24 protein-coding genes and 2 tRNA genes are annotated in these 21,299 nt (G+C 61.6%); 24 read left to right on the top strand and 2 right to left on the bottom strand.

What is annotated here, in order from left to right; all coding sequences use genetic code 11:
• The first annotated feature begins 2 nt into the window (after nt 1-2).
• The 20 genes from AB5405_RS07380 to AB5405_RS07285 all read left to right on the top strand — a co-directional run bounded on the left by AB5405_RS07380 (nt 3) and on the right by AB5405_RS07285 (nt 17,388).
• Nucleotides 3-75: transfer RNA gene (locus AB5405_RS07380), tRNA-Ala, on the top strand.
• 75 nt (nt 76-150) lie between these two features.
• A complete protein-coding gene (locus tag AB5405_RS07375) occupies nt 151-2,184 on the top strand; it encodes an ABC-F family ATP-binding cassette domain-containing protein (protein WP_368138050.1) in 2,034 nt (677 codons plus the stop codon).
• Nucleotides 2,171-2,467, top strand: a complete 297-nt coding sequence (locus tag AB5405_RS07370; protein WP_368138049.1) for a hypothetical protein — start codon at nt 2,171-2,173, stop codon at nt 2,465-2,467. Before AB5405_RS07375 ends, AB5405_RS07370 begins: the two co-directional genes overlap by 14 nt.
• A gap of 9 nt (nt 2,468-2,476) precedes the next feature.
• Nucleotides 2,477-3,160 (top strand): site-2 protease family protein, encoded by a 684-nt coding sequence (locus AB5405_RS07365; RefSeq protein ID WP_368138048.1) that lies wholly within the window; start codon nt 2,477-2,479, stop codon nt 3,158-3,160.
• A gap of 84 nt (nt 3,161-3,244) precedes the next feature.
• On the top strand, nt 3,245-4,054 hold the full coding sequence (locus AB5405_RS07360; protein WP_368138047.1) for a segregation and condensation protein A: 810 nt from the start codon (nt 3,245-3,247) through the stop codon (nt 4,052-4,054).
• A gap of 11 nt (nt 4,055-4,065) precedes the next feature.
• The gene (gene scpB / locus AB5405_RS07355; protein ID WP_368138046.1) at nt 4,066-4,794 is read left to right on the top strand and encodes an SMC-Scp complex subunit ScpB; all 729 of its coding nucleotides are present in this window, start codon (nt 4,066-4,068) and stop codon (nt 4,792-4,794) included.
• Nucleotides 4,781-5,752 (top strand): pseudouridine synthase, encoded by a 972-nt coding sequence (locus tag AB5405_RS07350; protein ID WP_438265710.1) that lies wholly within the window; start codon nt 4,781-4,783, stop codon nt 5,750-5,752. The genes scpB and AB5405_RS07350 overlap by 14 nt, the downstream gene beginning before the upstream one ends.
• Nucleotides 5,753-5,818: 66 nt before the next feature.
• On the top strand, nt 5,819-6,505 hold the full coding sequence (gene cmk / locus AB5405_RS07345) for a (d)CMP kinase (RefSeq protein WP_368138045.1): 687 nt from the start codon (nt 5,819-5,821) through the stop codon (nt 6,503-6,505).
• Between the two features lie 3 nt (nt 6,506-6,508).
• Nucleotides 6,509-7,237, top strand: a complete 729-nt coding sequence (locus tag AB5405_RS07340) for a lysophospholipid acyltransferase family protein (RefSeq protein WP_368138044.1) — start codon at nt 6,509-6,511, stop codon at nt 7,235-7,237.
• A gap of 2 nt (nt 7,238-7,239) precedes the next feature.
• The gene (locus tag AB5405_RS07335; protein WP_368138043.1) at nt 7,240-8,136 is read left to right on the top strand and encodes a 4-hydroxy-3-methylbut-2-enyl diphosphate reductase; all 897 of its coding nucleotides are present in this window, start codon (nt 7,240-7,242) and stop codon (nt 8,134-8,136) included.
• Nucleotides 8,137-8,138: 2 nt separating this feature from the next.
• Complete coding sequence (locus AB5405_RS07330; protein ID WP_368138042.1) at nt 8,139-9,581, top strand: DUF512 domain-containing protein; 1,443 nt, start codon at nt 8,139-8,141, stop codon at nt 9,579-9,581.
• A 10-nt stretch (nt 9,582-9,591) separates the two neighbouring features.
• Entirely contained in the window at nt 9,592-10,926 is a 1,335-nt protein-coding gene (der, locus tag AB5405_RS07325) for a ribosome biogenesis GTPase Der (protein ID WP_368138041.1), read from the top strand.
• Entirely contained in the window at nt 10,919-11,602 is a 684-nt protein-coding gene (gene plsY / locus AB5405_RS07320) for a glycerol-3-phosphate 1-O-acyltransferase PlsY (RefSeq protein ID WP_368138040.1), read from the top strand. The genes der and plsY overlap by 8 nt, the downstream gene beginning before the upstream one ends.
• Before the next feature lie 9 nt (nt 11,603-11,611).
• On the top strand, nt 11,612-12,619 hold the full coding sequence (locus AB5405_RS07315) for an NAD(P)H-dependent glycerol-3-phosphate dehydrogenase (RefSeq protein WP_368138039.1): 1,008 nt from the start codon (nt 11,612-11,614) through the stop codon (nt 12,617-12,619).
• A gap of 18 nt (nt 12,620-12,637) precedes the next feature.
• Nucleotides 12,638-13,309 carry a ribulose-phosphate 3-epimerase gene (gene rpe, locus AB5405_RS07310; protein ID WP_368138038.1) on the top strand — a complete coding sequence of 224 codons (672 nt, stop codon included), beginning with the start codon at nt 12,638-12,640 and terminating at the stop codon, nt 13,307-13,309.
• Nucleotides 13,310-13,315: 6 nt separating this feature from the next.
• Nucleotides 13,316-14,494, top strand: coding sequence for a cysteine desulfurase family protein (locus AB5405_RS07305; RefSeq protein ID WP_368138037.1), 1,179 nt, complete (start codon nt 13,316-13,318; stop codon nt 14,492-14,494).
• Nucleotides 14,491-15,300 (top strand): Nif3-like dinuclear metal center hexameric protein, encoded by an 810-nt coding sequence (locus AB5405_RS07300; RefSeq protein ID WP_368138036.1) that lies wholly within the window; start codon nt 14,491-14,493, stop codon nt 15,298-15,300. Before AB5405_RS07305 ends, AB5405_RS07300 begins: the two co-directional genes overlap by 4 nt.
• On the top strand, nt 15,297-16,016 hold the full coding sequence (locus AB5405_RS07295) for a zinc ribbon domain-containing protein (protein WP_368138035.1): 720 nt from the start codon (nt 15,297-15,299) through the stop codon (nt 16,014-16,016). Before AB5405_RS07300 ends, AB5405_RS07295 begins: the two co-directional genes overlap by 4 nt.
• A 3-nt stretch (nt 16,017-16,019) precedes the next feature.
• A complete protein-coding gene (gene coaBC, locus AB5405_RS07290) occupies nt 16,020-17,231 on the top strand; it encodes a bifunctional phosphopantothenoylcysteine decarboxylase/phosphopantothenate--cysteine ligase CoaBC (RefSeq protein WP_368138034.1) in 1,212 nt (403 codons plus the stop codon).
• Nucleotides 17,232-17,311: 80 nt separating this feature from the next.
• Nucleotides 17,312-17,388: transfer RNA gene (locus AB5405_RS07285), tRNA-Pro, on the top strand.
• Between the two features lie 560 nt (nt 17,389-17,948).
• Here AB5405_RS07285 and AB5405_RS07280 read toward each other — a convergent pair.
• The gene (locus tag AB5405_RS07280; protein WP_368138033.1) at nt 17,949-18,938 is read right to left on the bottom strand and encodes a DUF6273 domain-containing protein; all 990 of its coding nucleotides are present in this window, start codon (nt 18,936-18,938) and stop codon (nt 17,949-17,951) included.
• Between the two features lie 192 nt (nt 18,939-19,130).
• Here AB5405_RS07280 and AB5405_RS07275 point away from each other — a divergent pair, with 192 nt between their 5' ends.
• The 4 genes from AB5405_RS07275 (at nt 19,131) to AB5405_RS07260 (ending at nt 20,356) form a co-directional block, all read left to right on the top strand.
• Nucleotides 19,131-19,499 carry a TlpA family protein disulfide reductase gene (locus AB5405_RS07275; protein WP_368138032.1) on the top strand — a complete coding sequence of 123 codons (369 nt, stop codon included), beginning with the start codon at nt 19,131-19,133 and terminating at the stop codon, nt 19,497-19,499.
• A gap of 9 nt (nt 19,500-19,508) precedes the next feature.
• A complete protein-coding gene (locus AB5405_RS07270; protein WP_368138031.1) occupies nt 19,509-19,670 on the top strand; it encodes a hypothetical protein in 162 nt (53 codons plus the stop codon).
• A gap of 29 nt (nt 19,671-19,699) precedes the next feature.
• On the top strand, nt 19,700-19,900 hold the full coding sequence (locus AB5405_RS07265) for a hypothetical protein (RefSeq protein WP_368138030.1): 201 nt from the start codon (nt 19,700-19,702) through the stop codon (nt 19,898-19,900).
• Between the two features lie 216 nt (nt 19,901-20,116).
• The gene (locus AB5405_RS07260) at nt 20,117-20,356 is read left to right on the top strand and encodes a hypothetical protein (RefSeq protein WP_368138029.1); all 240 of its coding nucleotides are present in this window, start codon (nt 20,117-20,119) and stop codon (nt 20,354-20,356) included.
• A 441-nt stretch (nt 20,357-20,797) separates the two neighbouring features.
• Here the strand turns inward: AB5405_RS07260 and AB5405_RS07255 are convergent, their stop codons facing one another.
• Nucleotides 20,798-21,226: a hypothetical protein gene (locus tag AB5405_RS07255; RefSeq protein WP_349076877.1), complete on the bottom strand. Its 429-nt coding sequence runs from the start codon at nt 21,224-21,226 to the stop codon at nt 20,798-20,800.
• Nucleotides 21,227-21,299 lie beyond the last annotated feature (73 nt).

The following is a 21,299-nucleotide window of genomic DNA, read 5'->3' as shown; positions in this document are numbered from 1 at the left end:
ACGGGGGCGTAGCTCAGCTGGGAGAGCGCTTGACTGGCAGTCAAGAGGTCAGGGGTTCGATCCCCCTCGTCTCCACCCGAGCATTGAATGAGGCTCCAACGCAAGTTGGGGCCTTTTTTCATATAGGCACACAAGGTCAAAGGCGGCACCATGATCCTCCTGGTCGACAAGATCGAAAAAAGCTTCGGCGCTCGCGTCCTCTTTAGCGGCGCGTCCTTCCAGATCAACCCCGGCGAGCGCTTTGCGCTCGTGGGACCCAACGGCGCCGGCAAAACCACCATGCTCAAAATCATCATGGGCATCGACAGCCCCGATGCCGGCCAGGTCCAGTACGCCAAGGACTGCCAGGTGGGCTACCTAGAGCAGGAAACCAACCTGGAGCACAAGGACACTACCATTCTCGCCGAGGTCATGGCCGCCGCCAAGGAAATCCGCCGCATGGGCGAGCGCGCCAACGAGCTGCAGGCCCAGATCACCGAGCTCTCCGAGCAAGGCAAGGACGTCGACGCACTCCTTAACGAGTACGGCCAGGTCCAGGACCGCTTTGAGCATCTGGGCGGCTACGAGCTCGAGAGCAACGCCCGCAAGATCCTGTCCGGCCTGGGCTTTAAGGTCACCGACTTTGAGCGCCCGTGCTCCGAGTTCTCGGGCGGCTGGCAGATGCGCATCGCGCTCGCTAAGCTCTTCCTGCGTCATCCCGACTTGCTGCTGCTCGACGAGCCCACCAACCACCTGGATCTCGAAAGCGTCCAGTGGCTGCGCGGCTTTATCGCCAACTACGACGGCGCCGTTCTCATTGTCAGCCACGACCGCGCCTTCATGGACGCCTGCGTCGACCACGTCGCCGCGCTCGAGAACCGCCGCGTAACCACCTACACCGGCAACTACAGCAGTTATCTCAAGCAGCGCGAGGACAACCTGGAGCAGATGCGCGCCAAGCGCGCCGCCCAGGAGCGCGACATCGCCCATATGCAGGTCTTCGTCGACAAGTTCCGCTACAAGCCCACCAAGGCCGCCCAGGCCCAGGAGCGCATTCGCAAGATCGAGCAGATCAAAAAGGAGCTCGTCATCCTGCCCGAGGGCCACAAGCACATCGACTTTAAGTTCCCCGATCCGCCGCGCTCCGGTGACATGGTCGTGGGCCTGGAGGGCGTATCCAAGTCCTACGGCAACAAGCACATCTACAGCGACATCGACCTTAAACTCTACCGCGGCGAGCATGTGGCGCTCGTCGGCCCTAACGGCGCCGGCAAGTCCACGCTTATGAAGATCCTCGCCGGCCTGGAGCCGCCCACTACCGGCACCCGCGACCTGGGCACCAACGTCGGCGTGGCCTACTATGCCCAGCACGCGCTCGAGGGCATGACCGAGTCCAACACCGTTCTGCAAGAGATCGACACCGTCACGCCCAAGTGGACCGTGCCGCAGCAGCGCAGTCTGCTGGGTGCCTTCCTGTTTAGCGACAATGATTCCATCGAAAAGCAGGTACGCGTCCTCTCCGGCGGCGAAAAGGCACGTCTGGCCCTGGCCAAGATGCTCGTGGCTCCCGAGGCGCTCCTGTGCCTGGACGAGCCCACTAACCACCTGGACATCGACTCGGTGGACATGCTCGAGAACGCCCTGCAAAACTTCCCTGGCACCATCGTGCTGATCAGCCACGACGAGCACCTGGTGCGCGCCGTGGCCAACCGCGTCATCGACATCCGCGACGGCAAGGTCACGGTCTACGACGGCGACTACGACTACTACCTCTACAAGCGCGAGGACCTCGCTGCCCGCGCCGCCGCCGAGGCGTCCACGGAGAGCGCGCCTGCCGCGGCCAAGTCCACCAAAGCCAGCGCCGCCCAAGCCGATACCCCCGCTGCGGCCCCCAAGCCTGCCGAGGGCAAAAAGACCAAGGAGCAAAAGCGCGCCGAGGCCCAGGCCCGCGCCGCGCTCAACAAAAAGCTCAAGGGCGTGCGCAACCGGCTCAAGAAGATCGAGACCGAGCTCGACAAAAAGCGCGCCCGCTATGACGAGCTTATGGAATTGATGGCCAGCGAAGAGCTTTATGCCGATCAGGACAAGTTCAACGCCGCGCTGGGGGAATATAACGGGCTTAAGCAAGAGCTGCCCAAGCTCGAGGACGAATGGCTCGAGCTTTCCACCCAGATCGAAGAGGAGACCGCGCGTGAACTCTCGTAAGGCCGCCGCCGTGGCGATGAGCATCATCGCCATCGCCTGTCGCATCTGCGGCATCTTTATGAGCGCGATGACCGTGCTGCTGTGCTTTAGCGGCCTCACCGCCAAGCTGCAAATCGTGGGCTATGTCGTTGAGTTTTCGCGCGCGCTGCCGAGCGCCATCGCTGGCTACGGCGTCATCACATCGCCTTTTGGCGGCGTGTTCCGCCTGGATTACGCCATCGTCGCCGTCATTTTGTTTGTGATCGACTACCTGCTCACACGCGCCTCGCGTCGCGTCCGCTAGGGGATCGACATGTCCAGTAGCTACCTCATGAACCTGCTCGCGAGCGCCGTCGCCGTCATCGTTGGCATCGTCATCCACGAGAGTGCGCACGCCGCCGCGGCCTGGGCGCTCGGCGATAAGACGGCGCGTTCGCGCGGCCGTGTTTCACTCAACCCGCTCAACCACATCGACCCGTTTGGCACCATTCTCCTGCCGCTGCTGATGCTTGCCGCCGGCGGCCCGGTGTTCGCCTTTGCCAAGCCCGTGCCTGTATACCTCAACAACCTTAAGCACCCCAAGCGCGACGAGGTCCTGGTGAGCGTGGCCGGCCCCGCGTCGAACATCGCGCTGGCATGCCTTGCCGCAGCCCTTATGCACGCGACATACGGCAACCTCTATGCCAGCATGTCCTTTGCCGTGGCGTCCCAAATCATGAACTTCGGCGCCACCTTTATCGTGGTCAACCTGTCGCTCGCGTTCTTTAACCTCATCCCGATCCCGCCGCTCGATGGCTCGTCGATCATCGTGCCGTTCCTCAAGGGCAAGACGCTCGCCAACTACTATCGCCTGCAGCAATACGCCATGCCTATCCTCATCCTGGTGCTGTACCTGCTGCCCATGTGGACCGGCATCGACGTGATCGGCCGCTATTTCGACGTTACCGTGTATCCGCTGGCCGAGTGGCTGCTCAACTTCGCAATCGCCGGCATCTAAGGTAAACTTACAGGTCGACCGTGCAAAACGGTCGCAACATGCACCCAAACCGCGCCGCGAAGGCGCCGTCAAAGGAGGTCGAAGATGTCGTATCGCGTGTCGACGCAGGTCTACAGCGGACCGTTCGACCTGCTGCTGCAGCTGGTAACCCGCCAAAAAGTAGATATCGGCGCTATTTCCATTAGCGAGGTGGCCGAGCAATACCTTGCCGAGGTCGAGCGCATCGAGGCACTGGACCTGGACGTGGCGAGCGACTTTTTGCTGGTCGCGGCAACCCTTTTGGACATTAAAGCCGCCTCGCTGGTGCCCCAGGAGGCCCCCAGCAAATCCGTCGACGATGACGAGGAAGACGAAGACCTCGAGGAACTCAGCGCGCTCGACGGCGATGCCCTGCGCGAGGTCCTGATTCAGCGCCTGATCGCCTACAAGCAGTTTAAGGGCGCGGCGGCGGCCCTTGGTGCGCGCATGCAGGCCGAGAGCCGCATGCATCCGCGCGTGGCCGGCCCCGACCCCGAGTTTTTGGGCCTTATGCCCGACTACCTGGCCGGCATCACGCTGCGCGGCCTGGCCGTCATCTGCGCCGACCTGGACGGCAAGCGTCAGACCTTCCTGCTGGAGGCCGAGCACGTGGCGCCGCATCGCGTTCCGCTCGACCTGACGGTGGCCTCGGTCGACCGCTTTACCATGGCGCACCAAACCTGCACCTTCCGCGAGCTGCTGGACGGCGACGCCACGACTGAGCAGCTCGTCGTCACCTTCCTTGCCATGCTCGAGCTCGCCAAGCGCGGCTCGCTCACGCTGAGCCAGGACGAGATCTTTGGAACCATCTGCATTAATCGAGTCGAGGGCGCCGAGGCATACGTTCCCGGCGAGGGCCCCGAGCTCAACGAATAGGAGCGGCTACCATGTCAACCCTTTCCACGCTAGAGGCAAACAGCCTCAAAGGCGCCCTCGAGGCGCTGCTGCTGGTGTCGAGCGACCCGGTGAGTGCGCCCGCGCTGGCCGGCGCACTGGATATTGCCCCCGGCGAGTGCGCGTCGCTTTTGGCCGAGCTCAAGGTTGAGTACGAGGAGGCCAACCGCGGTTTTCAGCTGCGCGAGGTCGCCGGTGGCTGGCGCCTGTTTACGCACCCCGCCTACCACGACGTGGTCGAAGCCTACGTGCTGAGCTGGGACACGCAAAAACTGTCGCAGGCGGCGCTCGAGACCCTGGCCGTCATCGCCTACCACCAGCCCGTCACGCGCGAGGTTGTCAAGGGCATCCGCGGCGTCAACTCCGACGGCGTCATCGCGTCGCTCGTGGACAAGGGTCTGGTGCGCGAGCTCGGTCGCGACCCCGAGCGCGGTCAGGCCATCATCTACGGCACGACCAACGCCTTCTTGGAAAAGTTCGGTCTGCGCTCCACCCGCGACCTGCCCGATCTGGAGCAGTTTGCCCCCGACGAGCAGTCGCGCCAGTTTATCCGCGAGCGTCTGAGCGGCCGCAGTATTCAGTCCACGCTCGAGGATCAGGCCGAGGACCTGGACGAAGAGCGCGAACTGATCGATACCGATGTTGATGATGTCGAGGCAGTCGGTGGCGAGGAAATCCTAGCCACCGACGACACGGCGGAGGATTTGCATGTCGAGGACTAACGAAGCAGGGGAGACGCGTACCTCACGCGCCGCGGGCGCTACGGCGCCCACAGGCGGCGCCCAGCCCGTCTACCCGCATACCATGCGCCTGCAGCGCTTTTTGGCGCGCGCGGGCGTGGCGAGCCGCCGCGGCTCGGAGGACCTGATGACCGCCGGCCGCGTGACCGTTAACGGCGAGGTCGCGACTGAGCTGGGCACCAAGGTCGATGTCGATCGTGACCATATCGAGGTCGACGGCATGCCCGTCAAGCTCAACCAGGGTGCCGTGTACCTGATGCTCTACAAACCGACCGGCTACCTCACCACCATGAGCGATCCGCAGGAGCGCCCTTGCGTGGCCGACCTGGTACCGCGCGACCGCTTTCCGGGGCTCTTCCCGGTGGGTCGCCTGGACCGCGACACCACGGGGCTTTTGCTCTTTACCACCGACGGCGACCTTTCGCAGGATCTGCTGCACCCCAGCAAGCACGTCTACAAGACCTATCAGGCACTGGTAGACGGCCGCCTGACCGATCGCGACTTGGAACCGCTGCGTCGCGGCATCGAGCTCGACGACGGCCTGTGCCAGCCGGCGATCTGCCGGGTCATCGGCGCGCGCGAGGCCGAGGCCGTGGCTCCGCAAGGCGTCAAGCCCGGCACCACCGCCGTGGAGGTCATCATCCGCGAGGGACGCAAGAACCAGGTCAAGCGCATGCTGAGCAAGATCCACCACCCGGTGATCCGCCTGCATCGCTGCAACTTTGCCGGCCTGGAGCTCAAGGACGTGGCCAAGGGCTCGTGGCGCGAGCTCACCGACCGCGAGGTGCAGATCCTCAAGGCCGGCGGCATTCCGCCCAAGCAGGCCGCCTCCAAGCGCGCCGCCGTGCCCGCGACCAGCACCGCGAGCCGCACGCGCCACCACGGCAGCCATGGCTCCGCACCCAAGCGCAACACCTACCGCGAGCGCTACACGGACTAGCCAGTCCGCCAGCAAGCAGCGCTCGCGTCCCATATCAGCACGTCAACCACCGAAAGGAAGCATTACATGATCGTCGCCATCGACGGCCCCGCCGGTTCCGGCAAGTCCACCATCGCCAAGGAGATCGCCCGCCAGCTGGGCTTTAACAAGCTCGACACGGGCGCCATGTATCGCGCTGTCACCTTCGCCGCACTCGACCGCGGCATCGACCTGGACGACGAGGCTGCCATCGACGCCCTCGCCGAGCAGATCGAGATCCGCTTTACCAACGGCACCGGCGAGGACACGCGCCTGACCATCGACGGCCAGGACGCATCGGCTGCCATCCGTACCCCGCAGGTGGAAGCCAACGTCTCCAAGGTCTCGGCCTACCCGGGCGTACGCGCCGCCATGCTCATCCATCAGCGCCGCGCCGCCGAGGACCGCGATATCGTGGCCGAGGGTCGCGACATCGGCACCGTCGTGTTCCCCAACGCGCAGGTCAAGGTGTTCCTGACCGCCGACCCCCGCGAACGCGCCCGTCGCCGCGTGCTGCAGCGCCATCAAAACGACGCCCAGCCGCTCACTGAAGAGCAGCTCGAGGCCGAGGTCGACGAGACCCTTGATGCCCTCAAGCAGCGCGATAAGCTCGACAGCAGCCGCGAGGTCGCACCGCTCGTGCCCGCCGAGGATGCCGTGCACGTCGACTCCACCGCCCACACCATCGACGAGGTCGTCCGCATTATCGAGGACCTCATCAACCAAAGGAGGTAGCCCATGCGCCTGTTTAAGCAGACGCCCGAGGATTACTACAACGCCCCGTACGCCGAGTTCCCAGCGCTCATCCGCGGCACCGTCGTCGTGGTCATGGGCATCCTGTGGGTCTTCTCCAAGCTTATGTGGCGCTGGAAGGTCGAGGACGCCGACCTGCTGTTTGAGCGCCAGGAAGGCCGCGGCAGCGTAGTCATCTGCAACCACACCTCGATGGCAGAACTCTTGGCCGTGGAGACGGCGCTGTTCTTTGGCGGCCGCCGCATTCGCCCCATTTTTAAGTCCGAGTTTGCCAAAAGCAAGATTGTGCGCTGGGCCTTTAGTCGCGTGGGTGGTATTCCCGTCGAGCGTGGCACCGCCGACATGAAGTGCCTGCGCGCCGCCCAGCATGCGCTGCAGCGCGGTGAGGACGTCCTGATCTTCCCCGAGGGCACACGCATCCGCTCGCGCGAGATCAAGCCCGAGGTTCACGGCGGCTTTGCTCTCATCGCCCAGATGGGCAAGGCACCCGTCAACCCGCTCGCCATCTGTGGTTGGTCCGACATTACGCCTAAGGGCAAAAAGCTCATGCGCCCCAAGAAGTGCTGGATCCGCGCCGGCAAGGCCATCTCGCTATCCGACGCACCGGCCGAGCTTAAGCGCAAGGAGCGCCTGGCATGGTTTGAGTCCGAGGCCATGAACCGCGTCTACGCCATGCGCGACGAGCTGTGCGACGAGCATCCGGGCAGGTTCTAGCCATGGGTGAGAACGTCATGTATACCGCTGCGGCCGCCGCTGAGGAGGCTATCCCCACCATCGAAATCGCTGCCCACGCCGGCACCTGCTACGGCGTGCAACGCGCGCTCGACATGGCGTTGGCCGCCGCACCGCAGGCAGGGGAGTGCGCTCAGGTCCACACGCTGGGCCCGCTCATCCATAACCCCATCGTGGTACGCGAGCTCGCCGAGGCAGGCGTTGGTCTGGCAGACACCTTGGACGACGCCGCATCGGGCACCGTGATCATCCGCGCCCACGGCGTGGTGCCGCAAGTGATCGATGCCGCTCGCGAGCGCAGTCTTACCGTGGTCGACGCCACCTGCCCCTACGTGAAGAAGGTCCACGTGGCCGCCGAGCGCCTGGTACGCGAGGGCTACCGCGTGATCGTCGTGGGCGAGCCGGGCCATCCCGAGGTCGAGGGCATTCTGGGCCACGCCGGTGATGACGCTCAAGTCGTGAGCTGCGCCGCCGACGCCGACGCGCTGACGCTCACGGGCAAGGTGGGCCTGGTTGTGCAGACCACCCAAACCGCGCAGAACCTGGCCGAGGTTGTGGCCTCCATCACCCCGCGCGTGCAGGAACTGCGCGTGATCAACACCATCTGCGCCGCCACGAGCGAGCGCCAGCAGGCAGCCGCATCGCTTGCCAACCGCTGTGATTGCATGGTCGTCGTGGGCGGAAAGAACTCGGGAAACACCCGCCGTCTGGCACAGATCTGCGCTGACGTCTGCGAACACACGCATCACATCGAGGAAGCTTCCGAGCTTGAGGCCGCATGGTTTGCCAACGCGCGCCACATTGGCATCACTGCCGGAGCCTCCACCCCGCAAGAACACATCGAACGCGCCGTAGAGCGTATCAAGGAGCTTTGCCGCTAATCATGGACCAGACCGTACCCGCATACGCCGCCGAGGTGGCCGATTACGGGCGCAGCCGCGACCCCGAGCCGGGTGAGGGCGCGCTCGTAAAGAACGTGCGTCCCGAGTCGCCCGCATGGGATGTGGGTATCGAGCCGGGCATGCGCGTGCTCACGGTCAACGGCGAGAAGCTGACCGATATGATCGTGTGGCTCTGGGAGGCAGACGACGACACCGTCGAGCTGGAGGTATTCGATCCGCGCGACGGCACTGTCACCCCCGTGGAGCTCGACCGCTTCCCGGGAGAGGACTGGGGCCTTGAGTTCGACGGCCCCATCTTTGACGGCATGCGTACCTGCGTGAACGCCTGTGTGTTCTGCTTTATGACGATGCTTCCCAAAGGCGGTAGATCAACGCTCTACATCCGCGACGACGACTATCGCCTGAGCTTTTTGCAGGGTAACTTTGTCACGCTCACGAACCTTTCCGACGAGGACGTGCAAAACGTTATCGATCGCAACATGAGTCCGATGAACGTGTCGGTCCACGCCGTGAGCCCCGACGTTCGCCGCCGCATGATGGGCCGCAACGCCCAGCGCGGCATGGATGTACTCGAGGCCATCATGGCCGCCGGTATCGAAATCCATGCGCAGATCGTTTTGTGCCCTAGCATGAATGACGGCGAGGAACTGCTGAAGACCCTGCGCTTTTGCGAGGAGCACGAACAGATCACGAGCCTGGGCATTGTGCCGCTGGGCTTTACCAAGCATCAGAACCGCTTTACGTGGTCCTACAGCGACAAGCCCGAGCTGGCGCGCGAGACCATCGCCATGATCCGGCCCTTCCAGGACCGCGCGTACGAGCGCTTTGGTCGCCACACCTTTCAGATGAGCGACGAGTTCTACCTGGACGCCGGCATCGAGCCGCCCGAGGCCGATTTCTACGACGGCTACCCGCAGTACTACGACGGCATCGGCATGATCCGCTCGTATCTGGACGAGACAGACGATGTCCTTGCCGCCGACGCCGAGCGCCTTGCCCGCGTTCGCAAGGCTATGACCGCCCGCAACCAGCGCCTGGTATGTCTCTCCGGCGCCAGCGCGCGCAACACCGTGGCGCGCTTTGTTGAGTCGCCGCATGGTCTCGGCGGCACTGTCACGGCCATCAAGAACCGCTACTTTGGCGGCAACGTGGACGTGACCGGCCTCATCGTCGCGTGTGACATTCTGGAGCAGCTGCCGCAGGACCTCTCTGGGGTTATGCTCTTTGTGCCTAAGCTCATGTTCAACGCTGACGGCATGACGCTTGACGAGTATCATCGTGACGATTTACTCGCAAGCCTTACCAGTCGCGGCGCCGAGGTTCATGTGGTGTCGACCATGCCGCATGAGCTGCTCGATACCCTGGAGCACATCCTTGGCATTGTGCCTGCCGACTCTAACACTTCCACTGACCCTATCCATTAAAGGAGAGCAGATGAAACCTATCGTCGCCGTCGTCGGACGCCCCAACGTGGGCAAGTCCACGCTCGTTAACCGCCTGGCCCAGACCTCGGACGCCATCGTCCACGAGTCCCGCGGCGTCACGCGCGACCGCTCGTATCACACGGCCGATTGGAACGGCCGCGAGTTCACCATCGTCGACACGGGCGGTATCGAGCCGCTCAAGAGCGACGACGTCTTTGCCACGTCCATCCGCGACCAGGCACTCGCCGCCGCCGAGGAAGCCGCCGTCATCCTGTTTGTGGTCGACGGCCGCACCGGCGTCACCGAGGAGGACGAGTCGGTCGCCCGCATGCTCAAGCGCTCCGACAAGCCGGTCTTTCTGCTGGTGAACAAGCTCGACAACCCCGATCGCGAGAATGACAACATCTGGGAGTTCTATTCCCTCGGCATCGGTGAGCCCACGCCGCTCTCGGCCCTGCACGGCCACGGCACGGGCGACCTGCTCGACGATATCGTGGCCCTGCTTCCGGAGGAAGAGGACGAGGTCGCCGACGAGTTCCCCGACGCGCTCAACGTCGCCATCATCGGCCGCCCCAACGCCGGTAAGTCCTCGTTGTTCAACCGCATCCTGGGTGCCGATCGCTCTATCGTGTCCAACATCGCCGGCACCACGCGTGATGCCATCGACACCGTCGTCGAGCGCGACGGCAAGCACTACCGCATGGTTGACACCGCGGGCATTCGCAAGAAGAGCACCGTGTACGAGAACATCGAGTACTACTCCATGGTCCGCGGCCTGCGCGCCATCGATCGCGCCGACGTGGCACTGCTTGTCGTCGATGCCTCCGTTGGTGTCACCGAGCAGGACCAGAAGGTCATGGGCTTGGCCATCGAGCGCGGCTGCGCCATCGTGGTGCTGCTCAATAAGTGGGACTTGCTTGACGACGACCGCAAGCGCGAGGCCTGCATGGAGACCGTCGACCGCCGTCTGGGCGTCATGGCTCCCTGGGCTCAGTACCTGCGCATCTCGGCCCTGACCGGCCGCAGCGTCGAGAAGATATGGGCGATGGTCGACGCTGCCGAGAAGACGCGTTCGCAAAAGATCAGCACCTCGCGCCTCAACACGTTCCTCACCGACCTACGCGAGTTTGGCCACACCGTGGTGGACGGCAAGCGCCGCCTGCGCATGCACTACGTGACTCAGACGGGCATCAACCCGCCGACGTTCACGTTCTTCGTCAACCACAGCGACCTGGTCAACGACACCTACCAGCGCTACGTGGAGAACCGCATGCGCTCGACCTTCGACTTTGCCGGCACGCCCATTCGACTCTTCTTTAGGAAGAAGGAGCAAAAGGATGCTTAATCCGATTCTGCTGACCGCCATCTGCGCCGTGGTCTCGTTCTTTATCGGAGCGATTCCGTTTGGCCTGATCCTGGGCCGTGTGTTCAACCACACGGACATTCGCAAGGCGGGCTCCGGCAACATCGGCACCACCAACGCGCTGCGCGTGGCCGGCCCCAAAGTGGCCGCGCTCACGCTGCTGCTCGACTGCCTTAAGGGCGCCATCTGCGTCCTTATCGCCCGTCCGCTCATCGCGAGCGTGGGCTATGGCTTCCCTGTGAGCATCATGGCTCCCGGTGCCGCCGGCGACTGGATGCTCGGCGTCATTTGCGTGGCTGCCGTGTGGGGACACATCTTCTCGCCCTACCTTAACTTCCACGGCGGCAAGGGTATCGCCGTGGGCCTGGGCGTGATTCTTGCCTGGTACTGGCCCATTGGCCTGTCGCTGCTGGGCATGTTTATCGTGGCCGTTGCCATCACCAAGTACGTGTCGGTGGGCTCGCTTGCCGCCGCCATCGGTCTTCCCATCGCTGCCTGTGCGGTCTTTCCGTACAGCAGCCTGGGCCTCAAGTTTTGCATGGCGATGATCGGCATCACCGTAGTGTGGGCCCATCGCGCGAACATCAAAAAGCTCATGACCGGTAAGGAGTCCAAGCTCTCGTTTACCAAGCGCGTCACCGAGCCCGACGATAAGTAGGAGAGAGTCATGAATGTTGCGCTGATTGGCTCCGGCTCCTGGGGAACCGCCGTCGCCGGCCTTGCCGCCGCGCGAGCCGAGCGCGTGACCATGTGGGCCCATAGCGAGCAGACGGCCGCCGGCATTAACGGCGAGCACCGTAATCCCCGCTATCTTGTGGACTACGTGCTGCCGGAAAACGTTGTCGCCACGACGGACTTGGCCCAGGCGCTCGACGGCGCGGAGGCCATCATCTTTGCCGTGCCTTCGACGCACCTGCGCGATGTCTGCCACCAGGCGGCACCGTTCATCGCGGACGAGACGCCGGTTCTGTGCCTCACCAAGGGCATCGAGCCCGAGTCCGGCCTGCTCATGAGCGAGGTCATCGCCAGCGAGATCGGCAACGAGTCGCGCGTGGCGGCGCTCTCGGGCCCCAACCATGCCGAGGAAATCTGCCGCGGCGGGCTTTCGGCCGCCGTCATCGCCAGTGAAGACAAGCAAGTGGGGGAAACCTTTAAAGAGCTGCTGCTTTCCACGGCCTTCCGCATCTACCTGTCGCAGGACATGACGGGCGTCGAGGTCTGCGGCGCCATGAAAAACGTCATCGCTATCGTGTGCGGCATCTCTGCCGGCTCGGGCGCGGGCGACAACACGCTCGCCCTCATCATGACGCGCGGTCTGGCCGAGATCAGCCGCCTGGTGCACGCCCGCGGCGGTCAAGCCATGACCTGCATGGGGCTTGCCGGAATGGGCGACCTTATCGCCACCTGCACTTCGGAGCATTCACGCAACCGGACCTTTGGCTACGAGTTCTCCCACGGCGTGTCGCTCGACGAGTACCAGGCACGCACGCATATGGTGGTCGAGGGAGCCGTCGCGGCTCGCAGCGTCAGTGAGCTCGCCCGTTCGCTGGGCGTAGACATTCCGCTCACCTTTGCCGTGGAGCAAACGCTCTACAACGGTGTTACTTTGGATAGGGCGCTCGAGATTCTCACCGACCGCGTCCCCTCTCAAGAGTTCTACGGACTCGCCGACTAGCGCAGAAAGGCTACTACCATGGGTTCCATCAAAATCGCTCCGTCCATTCTTTCGGCCGACATGGCCAATCTCAAGAGCGAACTCGACAAGATCGCTGGCGCCGACTACGTGCACTTCGACGTTATGGACGGTCACTTTACCGGCAACCTGACCTTTGGCGTTGACATCCTTAAGGCCGTCAAGCGCTCCACCGATGTTCCGGTCGACGCGCACCTGATGGTGTCGAACCCCGATGAGACGGTCGATTGGTACGCAGACGCCGGTGCCGACATGATCACCGTGCATTACGAGGCCTCCACGCACCTGCACCGCACGCTCACCCATCTGCAGCAGCGCGGCGTCAAGGCCGGCGTGGTGCTCAACCCCGCCACGCCCGTCTGCGTGCTCGAGAGCATCATCGACGTCGTCGATATGGTGCTGCTGATGAGTGTGAACCCTGGCTTTGGCGGCCAGAGCTTTATCCCGGGCACGCTGCCTAAGCTGCACGAGCTTACGGCCATGTGTGAGCGCCACGGCGTGTCGCCCCTGATCGAGGTCGATGGCGGCATCTCTTCCAAGAACATCGCCGAGGTCGTCAAGGCCGGCGCCAACGTGCTCGTAGCCGGCTCCGCCGTATTTAAGTCCGAAGATCCCGCCGCCGAGGTTGCGCTGCTGCAGAAGCTGGGCAACGAGGCCGCACAGGAGGCATAAAACCTTATGACCGCAGGTCAAAACCGCATACCCGTGAATCTTGACTATGCCGCCTCGACGCCCATGCGCGCCGAGGCGCTCCTTGCGCAGCGCGAATATGACGACAGCGAGCTCGCCGGCGTCAACCCCAACTCGCTGCACTCGCTTGGCCGCAAGGCCGCCGCACGCCTGGAAGTCGCCCGTCGCGAGATCGCCCGTAGCTTTGGCGCACGCGTTCGTCCGTCCGAGATCATCCTTACCAACGGCGGCACCGAGGCCAACCAGCTGGCGCTGCTCGGACTTGCCGAGGGCGCCCGTCAGCGCGATCGAAAGCGCGATCGTGTCATCGTTTCGGCCATCGAACACGATTCGATTCTGGACAACCTGCCGCTGCTGCGTGCCGCCGGCTTTACCGTCGACCTGGTGCAGCCCTGCCGCGCGGGCTACATTGAGCCTGCCACGCTTGTCGAGCTGCTCGGCAACGACGTGGCGCTCGTGAGCATTATGGTCGCCAATAACGAGACCGGCGTGGTACAGCCCATTCGCGAGCTGACCGCAGCCGCACATGCTTCTGGCGCCTTGTTTCACACCGATGCCATCCAGGGCTATTTGCACATTCCGCTCGATGTCACCGAGCTGGGCGTCGATGCCATGACCGTTGCCGCGCACAAGATCGGCGGCCCTGTGGCATCCGGCGCGCTCTACCTTAAGAACCGCACGCCGCTGCGCCCCCGAATCTTTGGCGGTGGACAGGAAGCCGGACGACGTGCCGGCACGCAGGACCTGCGCACGCAGCTCGCCTTTGCCGCTGCCGCCCGCACGCTGACGCCCCATGTGGCCGAGGAGCGCGAGAAGCTGCAAGCCCTTTCCGACAAGCTCTACGCCACGCTTACGGCCCATCCACGCATTCACGCCACCATGGGCGACTACGCGCAGGCCAATCGCCTGCCCGGCATGGTTTCGATCTACGTTGACGGCATGGACTCCGAGGAGCTCATCATCAAGCTCGACGCCGCCGGCTTTGAGGTGTCGGCCGGATCGGCTTGCTCGAGCGGCAACATGGATCCGAGCCACGTGCTCAGCGCCATGGGCATCGGTCGCGAGAAGGCGTTGGGCGCACTGCGTATTTCCTTCGATGACCGCGTGAATCCGGGCGATCTGGACGACTTTGCCCAGACGCTGCTCTCGATCGTAGGTGCCGCATGATCGTCGCCGAGCTTGAACGTGCGCTGCTGGCACGCTACCCAAAGGCGGATGCCGAGGGCTGGGATCATGTTGGGCTATCTGTGGGAGATCCCACTGCTAAGATCACCGGTGTTGCCTGTGCACTCGACGCAACCGAAGCCAACGTGCACCGCGCCCTGGAGTCCGGCGCCAACGTGCTGCTGACGCATCATCCCATCTACATCAAGGCGCCCGAGGCGTTTTGCCCGGCGGATTCCGCGCGTCCCCAGTGCAGCGCTGCGCTGTACGAGGCAGCTCGTTGCGGCGTGAGCATCATCTCGCTTCACACCAACCTGGACCGCTCGCAAGAAGCGCGCGTTCGCCTGAGCGAGCTGCTGGGCGCTGAGCCCATGAGCTCGTTGGAGCATGTGGACGAGCCAGAGACGACCGGCCTGGGCGCGCTTGCAACGCTTAGCGACCCGTGCACGCTGCGCGACCTTGCCGCCCGCGCCGCCACGGCCTATGGCAGCGATCCGCGCGTATGGGGCGATGCCGAGCGCCCGTGCCGTTCCGTCGCCATTCTGGGCGGCTCCCTCGGCGATTTTGGTGAGCTTGCCATCGCCGCGGGCGCCGACGTTGTCGTGACCGGAGAGGCCGGCTACCACGTGGCGCAAGACCTTGCCTTGCGCGGACTGCCGGTGATTCTGCTCGGCCACGACCGCTCCGAGGAGCCGTTCGTTGATATATTGATGAACTCTGCAGTTGACGCAGGAGTCGACCCCCGTCATGCGATTAAAATACTGAACCCTTGCCAATGGTGGACTGTGACAAAAGGAGAGAACTTATGAGCGCCGGCGCTACGCTACTCAAGCTGCAACAGATCGATTTGGAGCTCGCCCGCAACAAGAGCGAACTTGCCAAAATGCCGGAGCTTAAGGAGCTCGCTTCCAAGCGCAAAACCTACGTGAAGCTCAAGTCCGAGATGACCAAGCTCTACGCCCAGCGCAAGGACCTGGACATTGAGCTCGACGATCTCAACACTACCGAGATCCAGACCAACAACGCCATCGAGGCCGCCAAGAAGCGCCACGTCGATGGTTCTGACTACCGCGAGGTTCAGGACCTGGAGAACGAGCTCGCCACCCTGGCCAAGCGCCTGGACAAGATCGAGCACACCCGCAAGGACGTCGTCATCGCCCATAAGGAGGCGCTCGACCGCGAGGCTCGCGCGCAGGCCATCATCGCCAAATTCGAGGAGGGCGTGAAGGCCGATACCAAGGCCGCCCGCGCCAAGGCCGCCGACCTGCAGGCCCAGATTGACGCCGCCACCAAGGAGCGCACCGCTCTTGCTGCCACGCTGCCGACCGACGTGCTCACCGACTACGAGCGTCTGCTCAAGCAGTTCCGTGGCCTGGCCGTCGAGACCATCCAGGGCAACATTCCCACCATCTGCCACACCGCGCTGCAGGCATCGTCCATGAGCGACCTCAACCACGACGGTAGCGAGATCGCGCACTGCCCGTATTGCCACCGTCTGCTGGTGCTTCCCAGCAAGGAAGCTTAAACGATGGCGGCACCCAACAATTCAATGCAACTTGAGGAAAAAACGATCCTGCTGGGTATTACCGGCGGGATCGCCGCCTATAAGTCGTGCAATATCGTGCGCCTGCTGCAAAAGCGCGGCGCGCGCGTCAAGGTCGTTATGAGCGAGCATGCCACGGAGTTTGTGGGGCCGCTTACCTTCCGCGCGCTCACCAACGAGCCGGTCGCGGTGGGCCTGTTCGACGACCCCTCCGACCCCATCCACCACATTTCGCTCGCGCAGGAGCCCGACCTGGTGGTCGTAGCACCCGCGACGGCCAATATCATCGCTAAGATGGCCAACGGCATTGCCGATGACCTCATCTCCACGACGCTGCTTGCTACGCCGCGACCCATCGTGATCGCACCCGCTATGAACAACGGCATGTGGAAGGCACCGGCGACGCAGGCCAACATGGCCACGTTGCGCGACCGTGGCATCCATGTGGTGGGACCCGGCAGCGGCTACCTTGCCTGCGGCGACGTGGACACGGGGCGCATGAGCGAGCCCGAGGACATCGTCGAAGCCATCTGCGAGGTGCTCAATCCCGTGCCGCAAGACTTGGCAGGCAAGCGCATCGTGATTACCGCCGGCCCAACGCACGAACCGATCGACCCCGTGCGCTTCATTGGCAACCGGTCGTCGGGCAAGATGGGCATCGCCCTGGCAGGGGAGGCCGTACGCCGCGGCGCTGCGGTCACGCTTGTGCTGGGGCCGACGTCACTCGACGTGGGTCGCGGCGTGGAGTGCGTGCGCGTGCAGACCGCCGCAGAGATGCTGCAGGCGGCGCTGGTCGCCTTTCAGACGGCCGATGCGGCTATTTGTGCGGCGGCTGTCGCCGACTACACACCCGTATCCCCTGCGGACCACAAACTCAAAAAGGCCAACGAACGCTTGGATCGCATCGAACTGGTCGAGACGCTCGATATTTTGGCCGAGCTTTCACGCCAAAAGGGGGAGCGGTGTGTGATTGGATTTGCAGCCGAGACCGATAACGTCGTGGAGTACGCGCAGCACAAACTAGCCCGCAAGGGCTGCGATGCGATCATCGCTAACGATGTCTCGCGCGCCGATTCAGGCTTTGGAACCGACACCAATAAGGCCTGGATTGTTAGCATAGCGGGTACGCAGGAACTTCCTGTGCTAACAAAACCCCAGCTCGCAGATACAATTTTGGACTTGCTCAAAAATAATTAAAAAAGTTCTTGCACAAGGACAAAGTTTCGGGTTAATATACTCCCTGTTGCGAGCGAGAGCAGAGCAACAAACAAAAGCTTCGGGACGTGGCGCAGCTTGGTAGCGCACTTGACTGGGGGTCAAGGGGTCGCTGGTTCGAATCCAGTCGTCCCGACCAGAAGTTTGCAGGTCAGGCACCTAGTGCCTGACCTTTTTTGTTTTAAGCAATTGCTTAATTTTGATTAAGCAACAGGGTGCCAAAAATCTACCTGAGCGAAAATCGCCTTTTGCGGCTACTTGCGTGTTTTGCATACGCATGAGCCGATTTATTAACGCGATATGAATCTACATACGCATAGCTGGTATACAGCCGGGTACAGGCTGTATTTATCGCGGCGATTTACACAGATATAGCGACTGTAACGAACAAGCGTGTCGCTGTATTTATTCCAGTAGTTCACTTGATCGGTGGACAAGTGAGAGGTTGCAACGAAAAGCCAAGCGGGATGAGCTCTATACGAGGGCGCTACGAAGGTAATGGCGGGGGAGTGCGGCAGACGCTCTGAGAGCCGCTGTACGACCCCATTTCTCCTCAACCCGATAACCTGTCCTACGAACCTCAAACCGTTCGTAAACTTGCCAAAAGAAGGCCCGTGCAATCCTGCGCGGGCCTTTATCCCTATGTCGGCTTATATGACAAAATGCCTAGAAGCTCCAGACAGAGCAGACGTAACCCGCTTACGACGCGTAGAAGGATGGTGTCGGATCTTCGTCGCTTTTGACACGGAGGAAACCTGCAGCAGGGGCCTTCTGATACATCGTACACACCGTACGCTCCCACCAACTTGGACCAATGGCGATGGCGGAGAAGGCATCGGGGTTCTTGACATTGTGGTTCTCCGTCACCTTGCCCCTGAAGGCCTCGTACTGGGTGCCATCGTTGGAAGTCCAGGGATAGTCAGATGCGAGATAAGACGTCGGCACAATCTCGGAGTAGCTGAGCAGGAACAGTCTGTCGGTCGTTGCTGTCACGGCGGCATTCTTATTCGCCTTCCCGCCACCGACGTTCTTCGTGAGCTTCCTGACGGGCTTTACCTTGGATTGGAAATCGGACGGCATCAGGTTCCAGATCTCACCGGAGTTCATCTTCGCACGGAGCTCGGACTTCTCCCAACCACCGACATTAGTTTCGGTTGCATTCATGCGCGATCTGATTCCCGTCGAGGTGGTGAGGAACGTCAGGCCTGCCTTGCCGCTGCCATCTGCCAAGTCGTCGTGGTTGATGCCGATGATTCGGTAGGTCATGGTGTCATCGTTCGTGAGCTTGACCGACCAGGTCGTTCCCGCATCCATAGCGGCCTTCGCCTTGGCGTACACTGGCGACGCCTCGCCCTTCGCTGCGATGTCCTCGGCCACGGCCTTCTGTTCAACGAGCGTCCAGTCCTTGACGTCCTTGGCCACAGCCGCCTGTACGGTCACTGAATCGGCTCCCGCGAAACCGCCGCCGGATGCTCCGCCGCCCTCGGCGCCAGCGCTAGTCCCGCTATTCACAGTGTTGCCGACCAGGTTGAACTGGTTGCGGATGGCTCCCGCCACACCGGGTCCCGCGAACACGATGACAAGACCGATGACGGCGATGATCAGGACGTACTCGATGATTGACTGGCCCCGGAGATTAGCCGCCCTACGAGCGACCCCCCCCCGAGGCGAAACTGCCGCTGCATGCATATGCGGCTCCCTTCGCTCAGGGTGAATAGAAACGGCTTGAGCGTAGGACTATTCCAAAAGGCTGCGCAGATCTTGCCGCAGCGGCAATCACGCTGAAAGGACAAGGCGGTAAGTCGAGTCATCGTCCAGAATGGATTTGAGCGGTATCCGGTCCCAAAACGTATGCGTTTCACCATGAGAGAGGGATCTGTCATGAGCTGGAAACCGAGAAAATGCGTTATCGCCTTACTGACTTTGGCGGCTCTGGCGTGTTTCGCTGCCTTAATCGCCGTCAATATCAAACCGCAACACGATGCTTATCCCTCATCTTTGTCCATTAAAATGGGCCAAGATTTCAGCCTCGGCCGAAACGTCAATTATTTTAACAAGCTAAAACCTAATGAGGAAAATATCTTGATGTTCTGGGCATCGTGGTGTCAGCACTGCGAATTTCTCATAGAAGATATGCAACAACTTGATAATTTCGCAGCCTTAAGGAAGAACCTTTTCACTGTTTCCGAGGACAGCACAATTGAAGAAGCCTCGGTCCATGAAGGAGACTTTCCCATATACATAGATTAAGATAAGACCGTGTATGACCAAAATGAACTTGAGCATATTCCGTCCGTATTCATACTGGATGATCAAGGAAACATCATCGGCTTATCCGAAGGAGAGGAAGAACCTCTTGCCTTATTAAAGAAATACGCCAAATACAACGGATATAAAGCGGAAGGAGGCGACATCGAGTAACTATCAAAGGCCAGATTAAGGAGCCAGCCATGAAGAAATGCCTGCCCTCCATCGTCTCAGCAGCTCTTTGCCTCTCCCTTGTCATGACACCATTTGTGCCCGTTGCGGCAGCCTATGCCGACGAGGGATCTCCCGCCGAGAGCAGCGAGATCTACGTCGGAGACAACTACGACGAAAATTACGATATATCCCTTTTTGAGCGCGGACGCTGCACGGATTCATATTCCTAGGCGTGGTGCGATTCTCACGGATTTGCAAATAACCGCCCCGTCCCTCACAAGGTCAAGCTGAACGCGAAGGAGGAGGCTTGCCTGCGCGATCTCTAGCTTGCTGGCACCGCTGAAGTTATCGCCGGTCTCGTGACAACCGGTCCTAGCGGCGGCTTTTTTGCAACCGCAATGACATCGTACCGACTTTTCACTTGCATGTTCTGAAAGGAAGTTGCCATGTTGTCGCAAAATCAATCGAGATACTTGACCACAATCGGCTTTGCCCTGCTTGCATTACTCTTTGCTAGCGACCTTTTGCTGAAACCGCCCAAGGAACTCGTTTCGCTTGCCATATCCTGCATTTCCGCCCTTTACTTTACGGCAACCCTATTCGTCGGACTAAAGGAGAGGAAAAAAGGCGCAGTCGTTGCATCCGCCGTAGGCGTGATCATAGCCATTGCCTCATTCTTTATCTGACGCATTGGTGATCTAGGGGCGATATCGTAGGAATACGACCGGGAGAGCCGGGACCAGATTGCCCGGTCGGCTCGCGCGACGGCGCGGCGGTTCCACAGAAAGCTCTCCGGACTTCACGCCGTTTCTGATCGCATTGTAGACAGCCATCTCGTCTTTGCAGTCGGCGAGCACGCGGTGTGCATCGTCGTTTTGGATGTCCAGTAAATCTCGAAGGTCCTCCATGCACCAGCGTCCGAGATCTGGCCATGCGCGTTGCGCGAGCTGATAAGTGTCGATTGCGATGTTGTAGTTAAAGTCCAGGCCAAAGCCGTCCCAGGCAGAACGGCTTTGTTTCCTTGATTATCAACTTCATCCGGAAACTTCCCGCATTCATCCGTGTGTGTACGGATGAATGCAGGGTTCAATACCCCGGCGGCCTGATCGGCAGACCGCCGGGAATTCTCACTCCTCGAAAAAAGCCGGCACTCGGTTAGTCCTGCGCATCTTGAAATCGCCAGACTCGTGGGAGACGTAGAGAATGCCGTCCATCCCATCTCGTGATGCATATGAAAGGTGAACTGAACCGCAATCCGCTCCATCATTGTCGAGAAGATCGAACGAATTCGGGTCGCTCGTTGCGGCCAAACGACCACTCAGACAAGAGCCGTCGTCATTACAGATTTGCCATTCCATGTCTTCGCCTGCAAGAATCGCCATAGACGGCCTGGTCGCGCCATCGTTGACATACATCCCGTCTATGCCAAACCCATTTTCAGCGCCATCGATGAACGACTGCTCGGACCTATACCTCGCAAATGATGCACATAGCACCATTGCAAGACAAAGTACAAAGCCAACAATCGCTATCTTTGCATAGCTCTTGCCTATCATGTCATTCACCTCGCTCGTATGTATCGAGGTATTCCTGCTTGAGCGTCTGCGAGGACGACTCGGTCTTTTCCAC

The sequence above is a fragment of the Collinsella aerofaciens genome (assembly GCF_040920445.1).
Taxonomy (GTDB): Bacteria; Actinomycetota; Coriobacteriia; order Coriobacteriales; family Coriobacteriaceae; genus Collinsella; species Collinsella aerofaciens_BH.
This window is presented reverse-complemented; position numbering and strand designations above follow the sequence as displayed.